Source organism: Rhizobium quercicola, assembly GCF_021168455.1.
GTDB classification, from domain to species: domain Bacteria; phylum Pseudomonadota; class Alphaproteobacteria; order Rhizobiales; family Rhizobiaceae; genus Ferranicluibacter; species Ferranicluibacter quercicola.
Map to the genome: position 1 here is coordinate 1 of NZ_JAJOZR010000016.1, position 22,158 is coordinate 22,158.

Below are 22,158 nucleotides of genomic sequence, written 5' to 3' on the forward strand. Positions count from 1 at the left end.
GCGATCCATCAGGCCAATTGCCCTCAATCGCAAGAATGCGCTCTTCGCAGGCTCCGACGCCGGGGCCGAACACTGGGCGACCATCGCCTCGCTGATCGAGACTGCCAAGCTCAACAATGTCGAGCCGATGGCCTATATCTCAGACGTCCTCACCCGAATCGTCAACGGGCATCCAAACAGCCAGATCGACGATCTGCTGCCTTGGGCATACGCCGCAAATCCCGAACTCAAAGCCGTGGCCTGAGAACACCGCTTACATACTTGCGAATGGCTGATGCGTTTCAGGGAGTATTTAAGAAGGCGAGTGACCCTTTACAAGCTTGGCGCTGACAAGCACTTCCCGCGGTGCCTGTTTGCGCCAGACTTTCTGGAAGCTCTCGACGACGTTGTCGCTGGACACCGCAAGGCCCGGGAGTGCGACCCAGTTCGGGGTTTGCTTTCCCAGAAGTGCCAGCACGCAGGTCTGCGCAACAGTGACGCCCTGCAGATAGGGCTGCTGAGCACCAATGCCGCAAATCATACCATCCGAGGCGAGGTTAATGGCGGCCTCGCGTCCGAGATCGACGGTTGTTACCAGAAGGTAGAGGCCTGCCCGTTCCAGCGCCTTGACCACTTCCATGGCAGGCGTATCCCAGACGACGAAAAAGCCCGCGATGTCGTCATGGCGTTCTAACAGCGCCAGAGCGTCGGTGCCGGCGCTTTGGATGCTGTCGAATTTGCGTACATGTAGACAGATGTCCGGGCGGTTGGTCAGCATCCATTTGTTGAAGGCGATTTCCCGCTCATTGGTTGCGAAGAATTCGGCATGATAGGAAAGCACGCCCACGGCAGCGCCGTTGGCCAGCCGCTTCGCCAGAAACGCGGCTGCAATCGTTCCTAGGCCGAAGTTGTCGGCAGAAATCAGCGCAACGTAATCAGAGCCGGGAAGAAGGCCTGTCGGGACGTTATCGAGGAGAAGCAGCCGTATCCCCGCCTGCGAAACGCGCCGGTGCGCATCGGCGACAGTGGAATTGGCGACCGGGATGGAGATGATCGCGTCCGGCTTTTCGCCGCGCAAGCGATCGAGCGCGGCAACCTGCGCTTCCGGGGCGAAGCCGCAATCGACAACCTCGATCACGGCGGTTTCGCAATCGCCGAAGGTCGCCATGATGCCGGCGATCTGCTGTTTTGCCCAATCGCTGGTCATGGTGTGCAGGACGATCGCGACGCGGAAGCGCCCCACGCGGGCGGCGGCAATGTCGTCGGCAAGCAACGCGACGCGCTCGGGCGGCGCTGCGCGTTCACCATGTGGCCCCAATCCGGATATCGTCATTGCATCGATCTCGTTGTTGCTGGAAAGCCGGTATTACGCATCAGGGTGCAATTGCCTGATGGTCTTGCTCTGCGGCAAGTCCGGCCCGTTTTGTAGCACAGGACGTGCGCAGCGCCAGGAAGACGGGGTGAGCGAGGGGCGTGCCGTGCACGATCCAATCCTTCAGGCATCCCGGCTCAAACAGGCTTTCCACGACCACCATGGCCGCGCCAACGAGCCCTGCGGAACTGCCCATCTGCGACTTCGCGATGATCAGGTCGCGCGTGACCAGGGGGTGGCTTTCTCCATAGACCGTTTCGCGAACAGCGGCGAGCAGGAGATCATTGGTTTGCGCCATTGTGCCGGACAGAATGATCAGGTCCGGATTGAGCATGTTGGCGAGCATCGCAACCGAATGGCCGATCATGCGTCCGCTGATTCCGAGGATTTCCATGGAGGTCGGATCGCCGGATTGTGCGGCTTGGCTGACTTCGATGGCGCCGACATCGCCCCCCCGGCGCAGCGTATCGGCGAGCAACGGGCTTTTTCCCGATTGCGCCGCCGCCAGACCCTCGCGTGCGATCATGTCGCTGCCGGCAAGGGCGTCGAGCGTCGAGGTCCGGTCACCTGCCTGCACCGGCATCTGTCCGATCAGGCCGGAAGCGCCTTGGGCGCCGCGATAGAGCCGCCCGTCGAAGATCAGCCCGGCCCCGATGCGTTTTCCAACCTTGATGAACAGCATGTTGCGCGCGGTTTGCCCCGCACCCGCAAAGCGCTCGCCCATCGTCATCGTCTCGATGCTGGAGCGCAACCAGACCGGCGCACCAAATCGATCAACAAGCGTTTCCACGAAGGGAAAACCTTCCCAGGCCGGCAGAAAGGATGGCGTCTTTTCCATGAACGGCATCTCGTCGCCCTCGCTGACGGGGCCGGGAACCGAAACTGCCATGCCCCAGACCGGCCTATCCGGCGCGTGTTTGGCGATCAGCCAGTCAAACAGCGCGAGAATGCGTTGCGAGGTCGACGCCGCATCCGCGCCGAGATCGATGGCCTCGTGGTGCTCCGTGAAGAGCCGGCCTGAAAGATCGGCGATACCGACGCCCAGCGCCGACTGATCCAGCGTCGCGACGAGAATGCAGCCAAGATCGGTCTTGAACCGGACGAGGCGCGGAGCCCGTCCGCCGCTGGCAATGCCGAGTTCGCTTTCGACGATCAGTCCGATCTCCGACAGGGTTGCCAGGCGGTCGGCGACCACAGCGCGTCCTAGTTCGCTTTCGCGCTCCAGTTCCTGTCGCGTCGTCGCCTTGCCCGACCGGATCAGGTTTAGAAGCGCACCAAGGCTTGCTGCGGCCGAGTCACGCGTCGTTGGCCGGCCTTTTCCACGTATTCGGGATGTCGAGGCAATGGGCATGCTGCCGTATTCCCTTAGGCGTTCGCTTCTGAGGCTTCGTATCTCGATGCCGATAGCCACTTTTCATGGCATAAATCGAATACATGTGCGGGGCAAGAGCAAACTTATGCTGAAAATATGCAAAAGTACGATAACTTATGCGCAAATAATGTTGACTTACAAATTAAACGCTCATAACGTCACGGTCGGAGAGCGACGGTGTCGCGAAATGCGAGCGGGCAGGGAGCCTTTCGTTCGCAGCGGAGGAGTACAGAATGTCGGATTGGAAGCTGGCGTATCACGGCAATTGCTGGGGCATGCTTGGTGGCAACGCCCAGGGTGTGACCTCGATCACGCAGCTCAGCTATCGCACGTTTGGCGACATGGATCGCGCCTTCGACGATATCGCCGCGGCGGGATATGAAGGCGTCGAGCTGTTTGACGGAAACCTGCTCGACCACAGCGCTGCCGAGCTCCGCAAGGCCCTTGCCAACAGCGGCCTGACGCTGGTGGCGGCCTACGCCGGCGGCAATTTCATCTTCGACGATATCCTGCCAGAAGAGCTTGCCCGGGTTACCCGTGCCGCTGACCGCGCCGCCGAACTGGACGCGCCGCACCTGGTCGTCGGGGGCGGGGCCAAGCGTTTCGACGGTATCCGGGACGAGGACTATGTGAAGCTCGGCGCAGCTCTGGACATGGTCAAGGCGATCGCCGAGGCCCGCGGGCTGCGCGGCCATTATCACCCGCATCTTTCGACGATCGTCGAAGGGCCTGACACGGTAGATCGGATCTTCGGTCTGACATCGATCGATTTCTGCCCGGACACGGCGCATCTGGCTGCGGCCGGCGGCGATCCGGCAACGCTCATCCGCGATCATGCAGCGCGCATTTCCTACGTCCACCTGAAGGGTTTCCAGAAGGAACCCTTCGCCTTCACGCCGCTTGATCGCGGCGATGTGCCGACCGGCCCCATCCTCGCCGCCCTGCGGGAGGCAGGGTTCAAGGGTTGGGTTTGCACCGAACTCGATGCCTGGTCCGATCCCGCCGAAGGCGCCCGTATCAGCATGGACTATCTGAAACAGGCCTAAGGGCCTGGGTGGCCTGAAGGCCCGGCAAATTCTGGAGGCAATGATGCCTCGACTTCTTGGGAGGAGAAGAACTATGATTACGAGACGAACCCTGCTTGCAACCAGCGCCGTCTTCGCGCTGACCCTGTCGATCGCCGCACCGGCCTTCGCCGATCCGGATGCGGCTCTAGCCAAGCTGCAGGAGTCAGTTCTGTCCAAGGGACCAAATGGCGAAGCGCCGGCCGCTGCGTCCTCGGTCACATTGACCGATGAGGATCTGACCAAGATCAAGGGCATGAACGCCACGGCGGCCATCGTCATGCACTATGGCGGCAATGACTGGAGCCAGGCGCAGATCAACGGGTTGCAGACGCAGTTTGCAGCCATGGGCATCAAGGTCATCGCTGTCACCGACGCCGGCTTCAAGCCTGAAAAACAGGTCGCCGACCTTGAAACCATCATGGCGCAGAAGCCCAGCATCATCGTCTCGATCCCGACCGATCCTGTTGCAACGGCCGTGGCCTACAAGGCGGCTGCGGATGCCGGTGTGAAGTTGGTGTTCATGGACAATGTTCCGGCAGGTTTCACGGCCGGTAAGGAATACATATCCTCGGTGTCGGCAGACAATTACGGCAACGGCGTCGCCTCGGCCCATCTGATGGCTAAGGCCCTCGGCGGCAAGGGCGAGATCGGTCTTGTGTTCCACGCAGCCGACTTCTTTGTCACCAAGCAGCGCTATGAGGCGTTCAAGGCAACGATCGCGTCGGATTATCCCGACATCAAGATCGTGGCCGAACAGGGCATCGGCGGCCCGGACTTTTCTGGTGATGCGGACAAGGCGGCTAGCGCGATGCTGACCTCAAACCCGAACCTCAACGGCATCTGGGCCGTCTGGGACGTGCCAGCTGAAGGCGTGATTTCGGCGGCCCGCGTTGCCGGCCGCGACGACCTCGTCATCACCACCATCGATCTCGGCGAAAACGTTGCCATCTCCATGGCGCAGGGAGGTTTCATCAAGGGTCTTGGCGCACAGCGTCCCTACTCGCAGGGTGTCACAGAGGCGATGCTGGCTGGCTACGGCCTGCTCGGCAAGCAGGCCCCGGCTTTCGTGGCGCTCCCGGCCCTTCCTGTCACCAAGGAAACCCTGGTCGAGGGATGGAAGGCTGTCTACAACACCGAGCCGACCGCCAACGTGAAAACCAGCCTCGGACAATAAGCCTGTTCCGCCACCACTACGTTCTTGCGGGCGGCGCAGACGCCGCCCGCCCTTGAAGGCCGGAGAGGCTTTCTGGGCAGACCGGGCCAAGGCCCGCCCCTTCATTGACGGAGAAAGACGATGACCAAAGTGATGAACGTCGCCATGATTGGTGGCGGCTTCATGGGCAAGGCGCATGCCATGGCCTATGCTTCCATGCCGATGTTCTTCTGGCCGGCACCGGCCATCCCGAACCGCAAGGTCGTTGTCGACGTGACGGATGCGATGGCGCAAACCGCCCGCGACCGCTACGGCTTCGAGGAGGCCTCGAGCGACTGGCGCGCGGTTGTCGCGCGGCCGGACATCGACGTAATCGATATCTGCACGCCAAACAATGTTCACGCCGAAATCGCGATTGCCGCCGCCGAGGCCGGCAAGCACATCATTTGCGAAAAGCCACTTGCCCGCACTGTCGAGGAGGCCCGCTCCATGGCCGCCGCCGTCAAGAAGGCCGGCGTCATTCACATGGTCGCCTTCAACTATCGCCGCACGCCGGCGGTGGCGCTTGCCAAGAAATACATTGAGGAGGGCCGCATCGGCCGGATTCTCAACTTTCGCGGCACCTATCTGCAGGATTGGTCCGCCGACCCGGATGGCCCGCTGTCCTGGCGTTTCCAGAAGAAGATCGCCGGCTCCGGCACGGTTGGCGACATCGCCACCCATGTAGTCGACCTCGCGCACTATCTCGTCGGGCCGATCGAGACGGTCAACGCGATCACCACCACCTACAACAAGACCCGACCCTTGCAGCAGAGTGGCGTCGACAAGCTGGGTGCTTCTGAGAAGGCATCCGGCGATGTCGAGCGCGGCGAGGTGGATGTGGACGATGAAGTCATCAGCATGTTGCGCTTCGAAAACGGCGCGATCGGCAGCCTCGAGGCGACGCGCAACGCCTATGGCCGCAACAACTTCATCACGCTGGAAATCCACGGCACCAAAGGGTCCATCCACTTCAACTACGAGCGCCGCGACGAACTGCAGGTGATGTTTGCCGATGATCCGGCCGACAGTCGCGGTTTCAGAACCGTCTACACCGGTCCGGCCCATCCCTATGGAGACGGTCTCTGGCCGATCCCGGGCCTCGGCATCGGCTATTCCGAGACCAAGATTGTCGAGTGCTTCGATTTCTTCACTGCGATCAAGACTGGACGGCTGCCCTCGCCGAACTTCGACGACGGCCTCTTGACGGAACTGGTCGCGGATGCCCTCCTTCGTTCGGGAGAAACCGGAGCGTGGGAGCGCGTAGGCAGATGAATACCAAGGCCGCAGCCGTCAGCATGCCCCTGGCGTCAAGCATGCCATTGGCCGTCAGCATGAAAGGGATTTCCAAGTCCTTTGGCGGTGTGCGCGCCTTGAACGACGTCAGTCTCGATATCCGGCAGGGCGAAGTGCATGCCCTGTTGGGCGGCAACGGCGCGGGAAAGTCGACCATCCTCAAGGTTCTCAACGGCGTCCACCGACCGGATTCCGGGACAATCACGGTCTGCGGCACACTGTTGGAGGATGTGACGCCGGAGGCGGCACGGGCGGCCGGCATTGCCATGAACTTTCAGGAGTTGAGCCTGATCCCGACGCTGACCGTGGCGCAGAACGTGTTTCTCACGCGCGAAAGCAAAGGCGGTCTGGGACTGATCGATGACCGCACCGCGGAGCGGCGCGCAGCCGAACTGTTTGCGATGCTGGAGGTCGAGGTCGATCCGAAAGCGCTGGTGGGTGATCTCGGTGCTGGGCAGAAGCAATTGACCGAAATCGTCAAGGCGATCTCGCAGGATGCCCGCGTGCTGGTGCTTGACGAGCCCTCCACGGCGCTGGCTGTCAGCGACGTCGATCGCATGTTCACCTTCCTGCGCAAGCTGAAGGCGAAAGGCGTCGCGATCATCTACGTCTCGCACCGGATGGACGAGATCGCTCGCATCAGCGACCGGGCAACCATCCTGCGCGACGGCGCCCATGTCATCACAGCGCCTTTGTCCGACCTGCCGATCGATACGATGATCGAGCATATCGTCGGCAGGCGCTCGATGGGGCTCTCCGATGTGGCGCGCGGCAATGCCACAAAGGGCCAGGTATTGCTGGAGCTGCGCAATGTCTCGGGCAAGTATAAACCCGAAAACATCAACCTCACACTCCATCGCGGCGAGGTCGTCGGCCTTGCCGGTCTGCTCGGCTCCGGCCGATCAGCGCTGGCGCGGGTGATCGCGGGTATCGAGCCGGCAAAGTCGGGCGAGATCCTGATCAACGGCCGGCCTTTGAGGATCCACACGCCAAGCGATGCGATAGCCGCCGGCGTGGCGCTGGTGCCGGAGGCGCGGGCAACGCAGGGCATCATTCCGGCCCATTCGGTGGCATCCAACATGGTGCTGGCGGTGCTCGACCGGATTTCTTCCGCCGGACTGGTTGATGGCGCAAAGGCCAGAGCGGTCACCGACGAACAGATCAGGCGTCTTTCCGTCAAGACAGCAAGCCGCGATCATCCGGTGTCGACGCTCTCGGGCGGCAACCAGCAGAAGGTGGTCATCGGCAAATGGCTTGCCACCGACCCGGATATTCTCGTCCTCGACGAGCCGACCGCTGGCATCGACATCGGCTCGAAATCCGAAATCATCAAGCTGGTCCGCGATCTGGCGGCCGCCGGCAAGGCGATCGTCTTCATTTCTTCGGAGCTGAGTGAACTGTTGACGGCCTGTGACCGCATCGTCGTCATGTCGGAAGGCCGCATGTTTGCCAATATTCCGCGCGACCGGCTCGATGATCCGGCGATCGATGCACAGGACACCGCCCACCGCCTCCAGGCGGCCGAGCAACGCTTGCAGATCGAAATTCAGGAGGCCCTGAAGCAAGGGCAGAAGGTTTGACATGACGACGGCAAATCCAACGCCCGCCGCGAGCTTCAAGGCAAACTGGCGGCAATACATCATCTATATCGGCTTTGCGGTGATCTTCGTGATCTTCGCGCTGACGCTCAACGAAAAGGGATTTCTCAACCCCAACAACCTGCTCAACATCGTGCGCCAGACGGCCATGATCGCCGTCATGGCGATTGCGATGACCTTCGTGCTATCGGCCGGCGAAATCGATCTTTCGGTCGGCGCGGTCGCGGGGCTTGCAACCGTCACGGTCGCCATGGCGATTGCGGTGGCGGGACCGGTCGCCGGGGTCTTTGCGGGCCTTGCAACGGGCCTCGCCGTCGGCATGTTCAACGGCTGGCTGACGACCCGCATCGGCATACCGTCATTTCTGACGACACTGGCGATGATGGGCATCGCCAAAGGTGTTGCGATGTGGATTTCCAACACGGCTGCCGTGCCGATCCTCAGCCCCGGCTATTCCTGGCTGTTCGGTGGTGGATCGCTGTTCAAGATTCCGGTCCTTCTGTTCTGGATGGTCGTTTTTGGGGCGATCGGTCACGTGGTCCTGCGGCGGACAAGCTTCGGCCGGCGCGTTCTGGCGACCGGCGGCGGCGAGACGGCAGCGCGTTACTCAGGCATCGACACTAAGGCGATCAAATTCCGCGTACTCGTCATGTCCTCGACGGCCGCGGCCTTTGCCGGCATGCTTTATGCGGGACGGCTGCAGTCAGGCCGGTTCCAGCTTGGCGAGGGTGACGAGCTTTCGGTGATTGCGGCAGCGGTTCTCGGCGGCACCAGTCTGTTCGGTGGCAAGGGAACGATCATCGGCACCATCGTCGGCGCCCTGATGATCGGCATGATCAACAACGGGCTGATTCTGATGGGGCTGGAATTCTCCCAGCAGCTCATCGCGCGGGGCGGCATCATCATCCTCGCCGTCGCCCTGTCGCAGAAGCGGAGCTGAGCCATGTCCCATGTCACGATTATCGGCACTGTCACCGCAAAGCCCGAAATGCGCGAGGAGTTGCAAAAGCTCCTTTCGGCCCAGGTGGCACCGACGCGCTTGGAATCCGGTTGCATCAACTACGACTTCCATGTCGATGCTGACGATCCCAACATGTTCGTGTTCTACGAGAATTGGCGTAGCCAGGCAGACCTCGATGCCCACATGAAGATGCCGCATCTGCTGCCGCTTGTGAGCGAGGTCGACAGACTGCTCTCCCGCCCCGTCGAAATCCGCCATCTGAGAATGCTCAGCGGAATCGCGTAGTCGCGTTGACACAAGGCACGGGTGTGTCGCCGCCGTGGCATTTTTTTGCTCCGCTAGGTAAACTCCAAGGGGCGAAACTAGAGGAAACGGGGCGTGGGTTCGAATCCCTTTAAGGGGAAGATGCCCGTCGGAGACTGTTCCACAATGCCAATTGCGGTTGAAGCACGATGGCTCTGTATGGTTTCCTGTTCGTCGGGCTTGATTTCTTCGAGGTCGGGAGAAAAGCGGACGGGCGTAGAGGTCGGCATGCGTAACTCCTTCTAAACGATCAAGAAACGCCAACGGATCGGGATAGTTCCAAGGGGGTAATCGTGTGCGAAAACAAGAGGCGGCAAGCTGTTACAGCGCCCTATGAGTTTTAGGACGTTAGACTGACGCTTCCCCCATCTCTTTGCAGGCTGGCGATATTTTTGACGTAATAGAACAGCACAGCGCTCGTTGCCCAAAGTTCGGCGATCCGGGTAGTTCTCTTTTAATTTTTGCTTAAGGAACAAATTCTTACGCCTCTTGGTTTCAGCCACACCGAAACCGGAGAGCTACAATGCCGTTAAAAAATTTTACACAATCTATTCCTTTCGCACTGGTGCTGTTCGTCCCGCTGGCGTCTGCTTTTCCGGCGTCCGCTCAGGAAATGGCCAAGCCAACCGTCGAAATGCAGGCTGTTCTCGACAAGCTTGCCGCACTTAAAGCAAAGCCGTTTTCAACGCTGACGGTACCGGAGGCCCGCACGCAGGCAAGTCCGGCGGATGCCGCCCATGCGGTCCAGTGGGACAAGCGTCTGTCATCCAACCCTGAAGCGCAAGTCACAACCAAGGACATCTCCATCCCAACCGCCGAAGGTGGTGTTGCTGCGCGCGTTTATATCCCAGGCGGCAAGGGGCCGTTCCCTGTGGTCGTCTATTATCACGGTGGCGGCTGGGTCGTGGCCGATATCAATGTCTACGATGGCGCTCCCCGGGCGCTGGCACTCGGAACGAATGCGATCGTCGTGTCCGTCGAGTATCGTCACGCGCCTGAACACAAGTTTCCCGCTGCCCATAACGACGCTTGGACTGCCTACAAATGGGTTGTCGAGAACATTCATGGGCTGAACGGCAATTCCGATAAAATCGCCGTTGCAGGTGAAAGCGCCGGTGGCAACCTCGCCGCTAACGTCGCCCTGATGGCCAAGGAAATGAAAACCAAGCAGCCGGTCCACCAGCTTCTGGTCTATCCGGTCGCCGGCAACGACATGAACACGCCATCCTACAAGGAAAACGCCAACGCCAAGCCGCTCGGCAAAGCTGACATGGAATGGTTCGTGAAGAACACGGTGACGTCCATGGGCGACACGAAGGATCCGCGCATCAATTTGAACGGCAGGTCGGATCTGGCGGGTGTCGCCCCGGCGACGGTCATCCTGGCGCAGATCGACCCGCTACGCTCCGATGGAGAGACCTATGCGTCAAAGCTGAAGGATGCCGGTGTCGCTGTGGACGTCAAAACGTTCAATGGCGTCACGCATGAATTCTTCGGCATGGGCAAGGTCGTGCCCGAAGCAAAGCAGGCGCTCGTTCTGGCCGTCGCCGATCTCACAGCCGCATTCAAGAATTAAGGATAGTGACGATGAACAGAACAATTTCCGCTTCGCTCCTGTCACTTGCGCTTCTGACAGGCACGGCCAGTTTCGCCGCGATGCCGGCCTCTGCCGACAAGGCGGCCGCTGCCATGAATGTCGACAAGGCATCCTTCGTGAAAGTCGTCACGAGTTCAAATGCTTTTGAGATCGAGTCCAGCAAGCTTGCCGAACAGAAGGCGAAGGACGCCGACGTCAAGGAATTCGCTGCCGCTATGATCAAGGATCATACGATGGCAGCCGAGGAATTGAAAAAGGCTGCCAAGGTGGGGGATGAAACACCGGTCCTGTCGCCGAAACATGCCGCCATGCTCGAGACGCTTAAGGGTGCATCCGATCAGGATTTCCAACCACTTTACATCGAGATGCAGACAGCAGCGCATATGGAAGCCGTAACGCTGTTTGCGACCTACGCAAAAGGTGGCGACGACGCGGCCGTGAAGGCGTTTGCGACAAAGACGCTTCCCAAGCTGGAAATGCACAAGATGCACGTCACGAAGCTGGTCGCAGCCCACTAACCGCGAAGATTGTTTCACAAGCCCGGCGATAACGCCGGGCTTGTTCGTTCTGTCTACCGTTTCCCGAGGAGCTCCCATGAACACCCGTTTGTCCGCACTTGCCCTATCCGTCTCCACGCTCACCCTCATGATGCCAACCGTCACATCTGCGCAAATCAAAGGCATTGTCGGCGAAGCGTCCGACGTGACCATCCAGGGGTCGATCCTCGAACCTGAAAAGCTTCAGGTGAAGGATGACGCCAAGCTGACGGGACTGATCAAAGCTCCGGAGGAATTCAACGTCGAGGTATTTGCCCGCGATCTCATCAATCCGCGCATGCTGGCGGTTTCGCAGAAGGGTATCCTTTATGCCACCCGCCGCACTGTCGGTGACGTGATCATGCTCAAGGACGACAATGGCGACGGCAAGGCAGACGCGGCGATCACCGTTGCCAGCCGCCCCAACATGCATGGCGTCGCGTTCGACGGCAACAAGGTCTTCCTCGTGACCATCCACGACGTCTACACCGCCGACGTCAATGAAGACGGGACATTCGGGCCTTTGACCCGGATCATCAACGATCTGCCGGACGCGGGCCAGCATGCCAACCGGACAATCGGCATCGGCCCGGACGGCATGATCTACATCACCTCAGGCAGCACCTGTAACGAATGCCAGGAAGACAATCCGGAAAATGCCACCATTCTACGCGCCAGCAAGGACGGCAAGACACGGACTATCTTTGCCAGCGGTCTGCGCAACACGATCGGTTTCGACTGGGAGCCGACGACAGGCGCGCTCTACGGCATCGACCATGGGATCGATTGGCTAGGAGACGAGGTCCAGATCGAGGAGCTGAACCGGATCGAGGAGGGCAAGAAATACGGATGGCCCTATGTCTACGGGATGAGCGGGATCAACCCCCATATCAATCCGCCCGAAGGCGTAACGCTCGAGCAGTGGGCTCAACAGTCAACCGAGCCGGTCCTTGGCTATACTGCCCACAGCGCCCCCATGCAGATGGCCTTCTACAAGGGAAATGCCTTTCCCGCCGATTACAGCGGTGATGCGTTCATTGCGATGCGCGGATCCTGGAACCGTCGTCCGCCGAGTGGCTATGAGGTCGTCCGCGTCAATTTTGAGAACGGCAAACCGGTCGGCTTCGAAAAATTTCTCGAAGGGTTTCTGCTGCAGCAGGAAAACGGCAAATATGGTTATCTCGGGCGGTTGACGGGCATTGCAGTTGGAAAGGATGGCGCGCTTTTCGTGGCCGACGATAGCAATGGTGTCGTCTACAAGGTCTCCTACCATGGCAGCGAGAAGGCGCTGTCGTCGGAGGCTGCGGCGATCCCCAATGTCGTCACGGACATGCCAGTCTCGAAGATTGCCATTGATCTCGTCAATGCGACGAGCACCGATGGAATCGTGGTCAAAGCGGCGTTCGAAAAGGATGGCCCCATTCCCGTTCAATATACAGCTGATGGTGACAATGCCTCGCCTGCGATTGAATGGACGAAAGCACCGGAAGGCACAAAGTCTTTCGTCCTGATTGCGGACGATCCAGATGCCGCCAAGCCGAAACCATTTACGCATTGGCTGGCCTACGACATTCCAGTTGGGACCACAAAGTTGCGCGAGGGCATTCCCGGTACCCCGGTGCTGCAGGAGCCGAAGATGATGAAGCAGGGTGCCAACAGCCAGGGATCGACCGGCTATACGGGCCCCAAGCCGCCCGCAGGCGAACCTGCCCATCACTATCATTTCCAGGTCTTTGCGCTCGATATCGAGACGCTCGGTCTCGATCCGGGTGCCAAACGCGACGCCGTCCTGAAAGCCATGGAAGGCCATGTCATAGCGGAAGGCCAGGTGGTCGGCACATTCGAACGCAAGATCGCAGGTCAGTGACATGTCGAAGACACGCTTCTTCCAGCTGACTCGTCGATCGGTGCTCGCTGCAACATCGGCGACGCTTGGCGCATCGGCTTTCCCTGCGTTCTCGCAGGCAACATTGAAAGATATATCCAGCATGCAAGACCCTACAACGAAGTATCCGAAGCCGCCGTTTCAGGAGCAGAAACAGCCATTTCCAGGCTTGGCAAGCAAGATGACGCCGAAACCGGATCACGGCGAGACGTCCTACAAAGGGTCCGGCCGATTGAAAGGCCGCAAGGCCCTGATCACAGGCGGTGATTCAGGATTGGGCCGGGCAGCAGCTATCGCCTATGCCCGCGAGGGAGCCGATGTGGCCATCAACTACCTGCCTGATGAGGAGCCGGATGCGCGAGAGGTCATCGCGCTGATCGAGATGGAAGGCCGCAAAGGCGTCGCATTGCCGGGCGATCTGCGCGACGAGGCGTTCTGTGAGAAACTGATCGAAGATGCTGCAAAGGCATTGGGCGGTCTCGACATTCTCGTCAACAATGCAGGTCGCCAACAGCAGGCGGCCTCCATCTCCGAGATTACCACCGAAGCCTTCGACGCAACGATGAAGACCAATATCTACGCCATGTTCTGGCTGACGAAAGCTGCGCTGAAGCATCTTCAGCCAGGCTCTTCCATTATCCAGACGACGTCGGAGCAAGCCTACGATCCCTCCGAGAACTTGGTCGATTACGCGATCACCAAGGCGGCTGGCATGAATTTTACCAAGTCCATGGCCAAACAACTCGGGCCCAAGGGCATTCGCGTCAACGGCGTCGCGCCAGGTCCAATCTGGACCCCGCTCCAGGTGAGCGGCGGCGCCACGATGGAAAAGCTGGTGACATTCGGCGGCGATACGCCAATGGGTCGACCTGGGCAGCCGGCCGAACTGGCCTCCATCTACGTACAACTGGCGGACAACGACGCCAGTTTCTCCACAGGCCAGGTCTATGGCGCGGCGGGTGGTGGTGGCCAGCCGTAGTCCGATAAGGGGACCTGGACAGCTTGCCTTTGAGATACGGTAACTTAATGTCGCCGAGCGAAAACTATGAAAGGCGAGTACTCGGTGAAGGCCATCTTGCCGAGGTGAAGCGAGTGTTGGCCGTCCCAGGTTCGGTAGTCTCAACCACCAGGTAACGATCGCTGCGAGTGCGATTGCGCCCACGAAGTTCCGATGTTGCGGTCGAAGCGGGTTGCGATGCGACACCGGCCCTTGAGGCGACAGAGCATTCGCTTGGTAACGTTGCGGGATTGTACCGTTCTAGCGCGGGGGACCATGGCCTTGGGTATCAGGCTTGTTGGGCCACTCGCGCAGAGCCTTGCTGTCGTTACCTTTTCAGGCGACGCATTCAGTAGCGGGTAACAGAACCTCGATACAGCGCATTTCACCCTTGCAATCATCAGCGTTCCGGGCGTCAGGAGCAGGACGCAAGGGCAGCTTTTGGTGTCGCAGATTGCATGAACTTTGGTATTCTATCCACTTTGAAGCGTTTCCCTCACTGAGTGAATCGGATCGCTTCAAAAATCAGTCTGCTTCTGATTCCAACTATCCGCCGATGGAGGTCGGCAGATATGTTAAAAGTGCTTTCCGTTGATCTTCGCATACGTGTGCTCGCCGCCGTGACGTCGGCGCATCTCATAGAGAGGCTGTCGTGCGTTTCGACGTGAGCCGTTGGTGTCACTTGCAAATGCAGCAGGTAAATGTTCGACCCGGTCAACTCGGCCGCGACAGCGATTCCCACGAGACGGAAGCGCATGCCGATCGGATCATAACCTGGCCCGGAGAGCACCGGGACGGCACCCTTTTCCAGCTTCTCAAAGCCCTGACTGACGAAAGCGTTTCCATCTGCAAGTCGGCGCTACACCTTTCCGCCACCTTACTGCGTCCCCGAACTGTCTGCCAAAAGCCCTTCGGGCGCTCATCACACGAAGATGTATCTCACGCGGCCACAAAGGCCCGACTCGCGAAAACGAAAAATGGCCGCCAGGCGTTGGCGCCGGGCGGCCATTCCAAGACTGTCTTGTCAGACGAATTAGTTTGCCGGGCAGTTTGCGCCTGTCGAGGTAGAACCGGACGTTGCGGCACAAGGCTGGTCGCCCGTCATCGGAGCTGTCTTTGCAGGCGGGGCCATTGTGGTCCCAGAGGTACCCGCTGCAGCAGAACCTGACATGGAACCGCCCGTGCTGCTGCCGTCACTTGTGGAAGGCTGGTCGCCGGTCATCGGTGCTGCTCCGCTTGCGGAGTTGGCAGCACCGCCGGTCGCGCCAACGGCATCGGAACCCGACAGGTTGCTCGAGCCGCCACCAGTCTGGGCAACAGCCGCGCCTGCAAGGCTGAGGGCTACGAAGGCGGCGGTCAGATAGGTCTTTACCATTTTCTCATCTCCTGATTTCCCGCCGGCTATTTTGCCAGCGTTGAGGTCTGAAGAACCCATCGGAGGAAAAGGTGTTCCTTCCCGCGCTCGAATTGACGGCTGCATTCACGAAGGGTCCAAAACCGGACGGTCGACTGTGTCGCGGGAACAAACGAGAATAACGAAACCCACTTAAAGACAAATGGTTAGGCACAAGCTGTATGCATGAGAATTGACACCATGCCGCGCATAAACATGTGCCTACGCTGCAAAAACCAAAAAAGGCGAGAGAAAGCCCGTCGAGAGGAGCGGCACAAAGGGTGGACTTACATTTTACCGCATTTGGTCCAGCAAGCGCTCGCATTCCAGGAGGTCGTACAACACTTTCTGGAGCAATGCCCAATCCTCCTTTTTGACGAAGGTCTAGCCGAAGGAGACCTCCGGCATATCGCCGCTGCCTGCACCGAACGAGAAAACGTAGCGGCTGATGGAAGTTTTGCCCGGTCGACAATCTGATGTTCTCCGGCATTCCGATCTCAGGATGCTGCGCCGCCGCCAGCAGCGCATCGTTACAACCGCAGCGGATGTCGCCTGGCACGCGGCGACACGGGCGTCAAGTCTCTGGCCACAGGCCGCTTCTTCCATCTGCAGGGCTTCGCCGTCGCGTTGGTGATCTTGGACCTGTCCGAGGCGTGGGGCTCGTGGAACTTACGCTTGCTGTGGGACCAGCAGTCAGCAAATACGCCGCCATTGTCGCCGTCCGATCTGGCAAGCTTGTAGAGCACCATGGCCGTCAGCCAGCAGGATACTGCGATAGCCACTCAGATGCCGGGCGACCCGATCGCCGGCGCGGCAATCTTCAAAGCGATCGGCAACCATCGGCAGGCTACTGCCACCGAAGATACGCTCAGCCTTATTGATCTCGGTGAGGTTGCAGTCGGCCAGGATATCGAGTTTAAAGCCGAGCTTGCCCATCCATAGGGCCATCAGCCTGCGGTCAAGCTCGACCTTGTCGCGTGCAGAGATGGCCTCCTGCCGATAGAGCGGAAGGCCATCGGCATACTTCGGGTAACCATGACGCGGAACGTCGCCGGCACGACGTCCAGTTGCTCCGACACATCTCCTTCGATCACCACGACGAGACGTTCCAGATGAGGTTGCCAAGCCCTTGCGCGGTCAGGGTGGATGTTTGCCATCGGTATGGGCGGTGCCCTTGTTCACCTCGGCTCGAAATACCGCGATTCCGGTCTCGATCTCGGTCGCAGACCTGAAAGCCAGAAACGTCGATGCTTGTCGATCTCATGGGGGTTTCAGGCTGTGGAAGCCCAGAGCGCCCGAAGCTGCTATGATCTTGCTTGAGACGTATGCCAACGTCGATGTACTCATCACGGATATCGATATGCCGGATCTAGGGACGGTCGGGAACTAGTCCGTCGTGCTCGCGGTATCTATCCACACATCGTCATATACCCGTTGTCGCGATCGCCCGTCGGCGTCTCGGAGACCTCTTCCCAGATGCCGGTATTGCACCGACGGCTCAAACGGTAACGCACCGTCTTCCACTCGCCATAGCAGTCCGGCAATTCGCGCCAATGTGCCCCGGAGCGTAAAACTAGAGACGATCATTGATAAACAAGTATCCGTCCGACCCAGTGCACCCCGGATCCCTCATCTTGCCTGGCGACAAGGACGCAATCCCGGTCCACTGCCCATGGCTCAGTTTATATCGCTTCGCGGCCATGACAGGTCTCCGCAAACCATCACGGAATCTTACGGATCAGCGATCAACCGGTTTGGGAAACCTGAATGTCGATTCGTCTTCGCAGTGCAGCAGGTAGTGCGAGCAGCAGGCCTTATACAAGATGCAGTTTTCTGAAGCCGCCTGCAGTTAACCGTGTCTCGCGCCAGACATCCTGCACCGCCTGGATGGCCGTATCCGGCTTAGATTCACCGATGAAAATGATGATTGGGCCCTGCTCCACCTGAAGGGGGTCGTAGAAGTCGAGCAGGTCGGGATGGCGGGTCTGCAGGAACTCGGGCATGAGACCACCGTGTCGCAATAGGTGATCGACCACGACCTGGTCGCCATGAACGGAATTGGGTACCTCTCCACAGGAGCCGGGCTGCATCCAGCGGTCGGGCTCAGCCTTGAATCTTTCGTAAACATGGTCGAGCTCGTTTCCTCGCCAGCGCATGAGCGCAGTGGAGAGGCGGCCTTTCAGAAAATAGTCTTCCATGGCGGCCATGCTGTCATCGACCAGAGCGCCCGCGTCTCCGGTAAAGACCGTATCAAGATCACAAAGGATGGTAAGTTCGTCGGCAAGATCGGTGCGGTAAGCCTCGAACTTCGACCACCATGCTGGCCAGTCATGGCGCAAGGGCACGCTATCGACCCCTGCCACCTGAAGATCGAGGTCAGTGAGGCACACGACACGGTCGAGGCCGGGGATCGACCGGCGCGCGCCGGCGTTCAGCCGCTCGACCCAAGTTACGTCATAGCGGCCACCGCTTTTTAGCACCGTCGTCAGCGTGACCATCTTGGCTATACCACCTTAAGAAGCGGCTGTTCGCTCACGCTGGCACGCCGCCAAAGGTCGTCACAGAGCGTCTCGAGCCAGTTGGCCGCCGTGCGTGCAGCATCCGGATTATGCAAGGAGCGCAAAATCGCAGGGTCTATCGCCTCGGCGGCCTCCAGAAGTTGCTGCCATCCCCGATAGTCGCCCGGCCATGCAGACGCCGTGACCGCGGCACCCAAGGTGACCAGTGCCTCGGCTTTGCGGTGCTGCTCGGCAAAGTAACGCCATTCCGGCATGACGACGAATTTGGAACCTGCACGGGCGATCTCGTGGACCGTATTATCGCCGGCCGAGGCGACGACGATGTCGGCAGCGGCGATATAGTCTGTGACGTTCTCAACCCAGCCAAGTTCCTGAAGGTTGGCAAAATTGGTCTCATGGCCTTCCCGGTGGACGGGTCCGGCGACCAGCCACAGAGCGTCGGGCACGGCGCGCGCGGCAATCGTCAGAGGTGCAAGCGGCGTTCCGCTGCCGCCACCGCCTGTTAGCACCAAAATAACCTTGCGGTCTTCGGCAAGGCCGAGCTTTGCCCGAGCAGCCTGTCGCGTCGGTACCGCATCCCGTGTTGTGCAAAGTCCGCCGGTATAGATGGTCTTGGCACGGAGGGTCTGCGGATAATCGCTCTGCTCCAAACGGGCATCAAACGGCGCGATCATGCCGACGCAGGCCTCATAGGAGCCGATATGCCCAACATCACTACGATCGCCGTGCATGCGGATCTGCACTGTTGGCGTGCTCACGATGCGGCCGAGCATGCCGATTTCCGCGGAGACGTCGACGACGAACAGACCAACATCGCGGTCATCCAGATGATCGACGATGGTGCGCATCGTGCGGCGCATGGAAGGCAAGCCGAGCGGTACGCAATGCATCACCGATGGTGTGGGTTCGGCAAAAAGCCGCGGCGTCGGAACGGACTCGCCGATCATGTTCGGCAGGGTGATGACCTCAATGCGCGGATCGGCCTTGGCAAAATGCTCAGGTCCCGCGGTTAGCACCGAAACGGGGCGATCCTTGCTGAAGTGCTCGGCCATCGCCATCGTACGATTGGCATGGCCGCGGCCCTGATGATGGACGAAGAAGGCGATCGGTTTTTTCATGAATCGGGTCCCGTTAGGAAAAGAGAATGTGCTCTGGCTGGCGTGCGGCGACTGTTTCACGGTCATCCGGGCGGCGAAGCTCGCGGATTTCACATGCCACGCTCGTCCATTCGATCAGCCCGCGCGCCGCGAACTGTCCCAGCCAGTAGTCCATGCACCAGATGCCGTGTTTTGCGTGGTACAGGCGCGCATTGCGCAGAATATGGTCGAAGTGCTGGAGCGGCGGAATATAAACGGTGTGGTGCTGGTGGTAGGCGCGCGCGCCGCCGACCCGGTAAGTCGACAACTTGGCTTGCGACGCTCTGCGTGCAAAGTCCGTTTCTTCACCGCCATAGCCGTAGAAGGCCTCGTCCATTCCACCGAGCGACGTCCAGGTTGCCCGGCGCAATGCGAACGAGAGGCCCCAGAGTTGCCCTGAATCTGGCTCTTCGACAACGCCGATGTCGGGGAATGTGGGCTTCGAGGGGTGAACCAAGCCATGTTTTTCGAGCATGGCAACGTTGCCTGTGTAAGTCGGCAGGCCGCCCGGGAGATAGTGGACTTCGCCAAGCATGATGCCGTCGTGCTGGGTTAGCGCCTCGGCGTAAGCCTCGACGGTGGTGGGCGAGGGTATGCAGTCGACATCGAGGAAGATGAGATACGTGCCAGAAGCAGCTTCCGCCGCGCGGTTACGAGCGGCGGCAAGCGGCATGTCAACGCCCTCGACAAAGACATGACGAACCGGGAAGGATAGGACAGGCAGCGCTTCAACCTTCTCGGCCTGCATCCAGGCGATCACAAGCTCGCAGGGCGGTATGCTTTGCTGCGACAAACCAGTCATCAAAGCCCGGAGATGATCGGCCCTCCCACGCACGATGGTCAGAACGCTCGCTAAGACCTCTGCCGTCATACGGAGAGACCCGAGGATTTGGCTTTGTTGCGGAAGTGGAGAACTCCTTCGATGATGCCGGCAGCATGGGTGTTGGAGGCGATGTAGGAGTGCTTCAATGCGGGAAGCTTGCCAAGATTGTCGGAATAATTGGCAACGATGATCGACTGGGGAATGGCCTGCAGCATCTCGATATCGTTGCCGCTGTCGCCCGCGACGAAAACGGAACTTTCTGGTAGGCCGTAGCGACGGCGCACATGATCGACGGCCGTGCCCTTGGAGGCTTTGATCGGCAGGATATCTAGATAGCGCCTGTGGCTGTGAATAACCGAGGCGAGCACACCGGCATTCTCAAGTGCTGCGCGTACGCGTTCCACGGTCGCATGGTTGCCATCGCTGAAGTAGCTAAGCTTAAAATCTCGCTGTTCCAGTTGCGCCTGAGGTACCAGACCGGACACGCCACGCAACACGCGCTCCACGGCCGATCGCTGCCAGTTTGCCGCAATCGTCTTCAGCCAGCCCTCGTCCTGCTCGTAGGACACCCCATTCTCCGAGAGTGTGTAGATCTCCGACCCGACCGAGGTGATCATCACTTCGGGACGGGGCACGTCCTGCTGTTCCAAGATGGCCATCGCGCTATGGAAGGACCGTCCTGTGGCAACGCCGAAAGCAAGGTTTTCCTGCACGCGACGCCAGTTGCCGAAGGCGTGAAGATGCGGAACAGAGCCGACCAGCGTGTTGTCGATGTCGCTGACCAGCAGCTGGATGGCGCGCTGGGTCGGCAAGTCCTGTGGGTACGCGATATCGTGCACGAGGCCATGATACCGCATGACGTGCCGCTCCCAGTCATAGGCCTTCACAGCCTTGTCGCCCGACGCAGAAAAACGATCCCACATCTCGGCATCTCGGAAGATCCGCAGCAGCGCATCAGCAATGCCAGTCGCATCGCGGGGGTCAACCAGCAGTCCATTGCCGCAGGTTTCGATAATGTCATTCGGGCCGCCACTATCTGTCGCAACCAGCGGCAGGCCGGCGGCGGCAGCTTCCAGAAGTGTCAGGCCGAACGGCTCGTTGAAGGCTGGGTTGACGAAGACACCGCGCCTGTCCCGTGCATAGGCGTAATAGGCGGGTATATCTTCGCCACGATGGCTCTTGGGATAGGCCACCTTGCCATAGAGGTCGTAGAGGTCGATCAGACGCAAGAGCTCACGAAGGTTGGCCGCCATATCCGCTTCCAAGGCATCGATGTCTTCGCGCGAACCTGCTACGATCACAAGATTGGCTGCGGCCCGCAAGGCGTCCGACTGGCCATAGGCTTCGATCAGGCCTGCAAGGTTTTTCTTGGCGACCGGCCTTGCGATAGCGAGGATGACGGGCTTATCCGGCTCAACCAAAAATCGGGTCATTTCCTGCTCGACGGTAGGCGAGGATGCCGCGCAGCAAAACGCCTTCAGGTCACTCCCTGGCGGCAGCACGCGGATCTTCCCGGGATCGTAGTTCTCATAGTCTTTGTATTGAAGTTCTGCTTCGTCGCGGGAGGATGCGATCACGAGAGAGGCTCTGGCAAGAGCCAGCTCTTCCGCCGCGATCCGCTTGGCAAAGCTGCTATTCAACAGGCAGGATGGTAAAGCCTTCTGCTTGACCTTGCCCAACGAGTGGCCGGTAAAAAAGAAGGGGATGCCAAGCGCATCCTCGATGCGGGCTGCCACCACCGCAGCGTCAGCATAGTGCGCATGGAGCATATCCGGCCGGATACCACCTTCCAAAATGTACTCGATCAGCGCGTTTGAAAAGCTTTCCAGTTCGGTGTGCAGGTCCTCCTTAGGGAGGTATCGCGAGCGCGTCGTGCGGAAGCGGACGATGCTGGTCGTCTCGTCCACGCTCTCCACAGCTTTAATGTAATCGTCGCCAAAACCTTCGAAGGCACGCGTCGCGATGACGATGCGTTCGGCTTGCGGGTGATTTTTGCAAGCATCGACCAGATCCAGGAGGTAGCGGATATGTCCGCCCGTATCCGTCGTCAGGCCATATTCGACATTGTTTCCGCGAAGGCACCCTTGAAGTGCGACGTGAAGAACGAACATACATGATCTCCCGTGCAGTCA

Annotated in this window: 17 protein-coding genes and 4 pseudogenes; 12 read left to right on the top strand and 9 right to left on the bottom strand. The window is 59.7% G+C overall.

From position 1 onward, the window contains the following. The coding region (locus LRX75_RS20500; protein WP_231816510.1) for a transposase domain-containing protein at positions 1-244 on the top strand (244 nt) is incomplete at its 5' end. A gap of 48 nt (positions 245-292) precedes the next feature. Here the strand turns inward: LRX75_RS20500 and LRX75_RS20505 are convergent. Continuing rightward, positions 293-1,312 (bottom strand): substrate-binding domain-containing protein, encoded by a 1,020-nt coding sequence (locus LRX75_RS20505; RefSeq protein WP_231816511.1) that lies wholly within the window; start codon positions 1,310-1,312, stop codon positions 293-295. A 40-nt stretch (positions 1,313-1,352) separates the two neighbouring features. After that, a complete protein-coding gene (locus LRX75_RS20510) occupies positions 1,353-2,702 on the bottom strand; it encodes an ROK family protein (protein WP_231816512.1) in 1,350 nt (449 codons plus the stop codon). Positions 2,703-2,956: 254 nt separating this feature from the next. Between LRX75_RS20510 and LRX75_RS20515 the strand changes: the two genes are divergently transcribed. From LRX75_RS20515 to LRX75_RS20565, 11 genes and pseudogenes are all read left to right on the top strand, one after another. Continuing rightward, on the top strand, positions 2,957-3,769 hold the full coding sequence (locus LRX75_RS20515) for a sugar phosphate isomerase/epimerase family protein (RefSeq protein WP_231816513.1): 813 nt from the start codon (positions 2,957-2,959) through the stop codon (positions 3,767-3,769). Positions 3,770-3,842: 73 nt separating this feature from the next. Then, positions 3,843-4,964, top strand: coding sequence for a substrate-binding domain-containing protein (locus tag LRX75_RS20520; protein ID WP_231816514.1), 1,122 nt, complete (start codon positions 3,843-3,845; stop codon positions 4,962-4,964). Positions 4,965-5,084: 120 nt separating this feature from the next. Further along, a complete protein-coding gene (locus LRX75_RS20525; RefSeq protein ID WP_231816515.1) occupies positions 5,085-6,257 on the top strand; it encodes a levoglucosan dehydrogenase in 1,173 nt (390 codons plus the stop codon). Between the two features lie 59 nt (positions 6,258-6,316). After that, positions 6,317-7,858, top strand: a complete 1,542-nt coding sequence (locus tag LRX75_RS20530) for a sugar ABC transporter ATP-binding protein (protein ID WP_231816516.1) — start codon at positions 6,317-6,319, stop codon at positions 7,856-7,858. Position 7,859: 1 nt separating this feature from the next. Beyond that, entirely contained in the window at positions 7,860-8,816 is a 957-nt protein-coding gene (locus LRX75_RS20535; protein ID WP_231816517.1) for an ABC transporter permease, read from the top strand. Between the two features lie 3 nt (positions 8,817-8,819). After that, positions 8,820-9,122, top strand: a complete 303-nt coding sequence (locus LRX75_RS20540; RefSeq protein WP_231816518.1) for a putative quinol monooxygenase — start codon at positions 8,820-8,822, stop codon at positions 9,120-9,122. Positions 9,123-9,663: 541 nt separating this feature from the next. Next, positions 9,664-10,716, top strand: a complete 1,053-nt coding sequence (locus LRX75_RS20545) for an alpha/beta hydrolase (RefSeq protein ID WP_231816519.1) — start codon at positions 9,664-9,666, stop codon at positions 10,714-10,716. 11 nt (positions 10,717-10,727) lie between these two features. Next, positions 10,728-11,255 (top strand): DUF4142 domain-containing protein, encoded by a 528-nt coding sequence (locus LRX75_RS20550; RefSeq protein WP_231816520.1) that lies wholly within the window; start codon positions 10,728-10,730, stop codon positions 11,253-11,255. 76 nt (positions 11,256-11,331) lie between these two features. Next, positions 11,332-13,140, top strand: coding sequence for a YbhB/YbcL family Raf kinase inhibitor-like protein (locus tag LRX75_RS20555; protein WP_231816521.1), 1,809 nt, complete (start codon positions 11,332-11,334; stop codon positions 13,138-13,140). Between the two features lie 121 nt (positions 13,141-13,261). After that, positions 13,262-14,137, top strand: coding sequence for an SDR family oxidoreductase (locus LRX75_RS20560; protein WP_269456291.1), 876 nt, complete (start codon positions 13,262-13,264; stop codon positions 14,135-14,137). A gap of 590 nt (positions 14,138-14,727) precedes the next feature. Then, positions 14,728-15,020, top strand: a pseudogene (locus LRX75_RS20565) (IS630 family transposase); the annotation flags it as partial. Positions 15,021-15,842: 822 nt separating this feature from the next. Here the strand turns inward: LRX75_RS20565 and LRX75_RS20570 are convergent. The 7 genes and pseudogenes from LRX75_RS20570 to LRX75_RS20595 all read right to left on the bottom strand — a co-directional run. Further along, positions 15,843-16,036, bottom strand: a pseudogene (locus LRX75_RS20570) (MerR family transcriptional regulator); the annotation flags it as partial. Positions 16,037-16,076: 40 nt separating this feature from the next. Further along, positions 16,077-16,766, bottom strand: a pseudogene (locus LRX75_RS20575) (IS66 family transposase); the annotation flags it as partial. Between the two features lie 191 nt (positions 16,767-16,957). Then, positions 16,958-17,110, bottom strand: a pseudogene (locus LRX75_RS23465) (IS5-like element ISNeu3 family transposase); the annotation flags it as partial. Positions 17,111-17,362: 252 nt separating this feature from the next. Next, a complete protein-coding gene (locus LRX75_RS20580; protein WP_231816522.1) occupies positions 17,363-18,046 on the bottom strand; it encodes a hypothetical protein in 684 nt (227 codons plus the stop codon). A gap of 5 nt (positions 18,047-18,051) precedes the next feature. Further along, the gene (locus LRX75_RS20585) at positions 18,052-19,185 is read right to left on the bottom strand and encodes a glycosyltransferase (RefSeq protein ID WP_231816523.1); all 1,134 of its coding nucleotides are present in this window, start codon (positions 19,183-19,185) and stop codon (positions 18,052-18,054) included. 13 nt (positions 19,186-19,198) lie between these two features. Next, a complete protein-coding gene (locus LRX75_RS20590; protein ID WP_231816524.1) occupies positions 19,199-20,074 on the bottom strand; it encodes a glycosyltransferase family 2 protein in 876 nt (291 codons plus the stop codon). After that, positions 20,071-22,137 carry an HAD-IIB family hydrolase gene (locus LRX75_RS20595; RefSeq protein ID WP_231816525.1) on the bottom strand — a complete coding sequence of 689 codons (2,067 nt, stop codon included), beginning with the start codon at positions 22,135-22,137 and terminating at the stop codon, positions 20,071-20,073. The genes LRX75_RS20590 and LRX75_RS20595 overlap by 4 nt, the downstream gene beginning before the upstream one ends. Between the last annotated feature and the right edge of the window lie 21 nt (positions 22,138-22,158).

Coding starts and splice junctions, on each gene's coding strand:
- LRX75_RS20505 (WP_231816511.1), bottom strand. CDS start 1,312: ATGACGATATCCGGATTGGGGCCACATGGTGAACGCGCAGCGCCGCCC.
- LRX75_RS20510 (WP_231816512.1), bottom strand. CDS start 2,702: ATGCCCATTGCCTCGACATCCCGAATACGTGGAAAAGGCCGGCCAACG.
- LRX75_RS20515 (WP_231816513.1), top strand. CDS start 2,957: ATGTCGGATTGGAAGCTGGCGTATCACGGCAATTGCTGGGGCATGCTT.
- LRX75_RS20520 (WP_231816514.1), top strand. CDS start 3,843: ATGATTACGAGACGAACCCTGCTTGCAACCAGCGCCGTCTTCGCGCTG.
- LRX75_RS20525 (WP_231816515.1), top strand. CDS start 5,085: ATGACCAAAGTGATGAACGTCGCCATGATTGGTGGCGGCTTCATGGGC.
- LRX75_RS20530 (WP_231816516.1), top strand. CDS start 6,317: ATGAAAGGGATTTCCAAGTCCTTTGGCGGTGTGCGCGCCTTGAACGAC.
- LRX75_RS20535 (WP_231816517.1), top strand. CDS start 7,860: ATGACGACGGCAAATCCAACGCCCGCCGCGAGCTTCAAGGCAAACTGG.
- LRX75_RS20540 (WP_231816518.1), top strand. CDS start 8,820: ATGTCCCATGTCACGATTATCGGCACTGTCACCGCAAAGCCCGAAATG.
- LRX75_RS20545 (WP_231816519.1), top strand. CDS start 9,664: ATGCCGTTAAAAAATTTTACACAATCTATTCCTTTCGCACTGGTGCTG.
- LRX75_RS20550 (WP_231816520.1), top strand. CDS start 10,728: ATGAACAGAACAATTTCCGCTTCGCTCCTGTCACTTGCGCTTCTGACA.
- LRX75_RS20555 (WP_231816521.1), top strand. CDS start 11,332: ATGAACACCCGTTTGTCCGCACTTGCCCTATCCGTCTCCACGCTCACC.
- LRX75_RS20560 (WP_269456291.1), top strand. CDS start 13,262: ATGCAAGACCCTACAACGAAGTATCCGAAGCCGCCGTTTCAGGAGCAG.
- LRX75_RS20580 (WP_231816522.1), bottom strand. CDS start 18,046: ATGGTCACGCTGACGACGGTGCTAAAAAGCGGTGGCCGCTATGACGTA.
- LRX75_RS20585 (WP_231816523.1), bottom strand. CDS start 19,185: ATGAAAAAACCGATCGCCTTCTTCGTCCATCATCAGGGCCGCGGCCAT.
- LRX75_RS20590 (WP_231816524.1), bottom strand. CDS start 20,074: ATGACGGCAGAGGTCTTAGCGAGCGTTCTGACCATCGTGCGTGGGAGG.
- LRX75_RS20595 (WP_231816525.1), bottom strand. CDS start 22,137: ATGTTCGTTCTTCACGTCGCACTTCAAGGGTGCCTTCGCGGAAACAAT.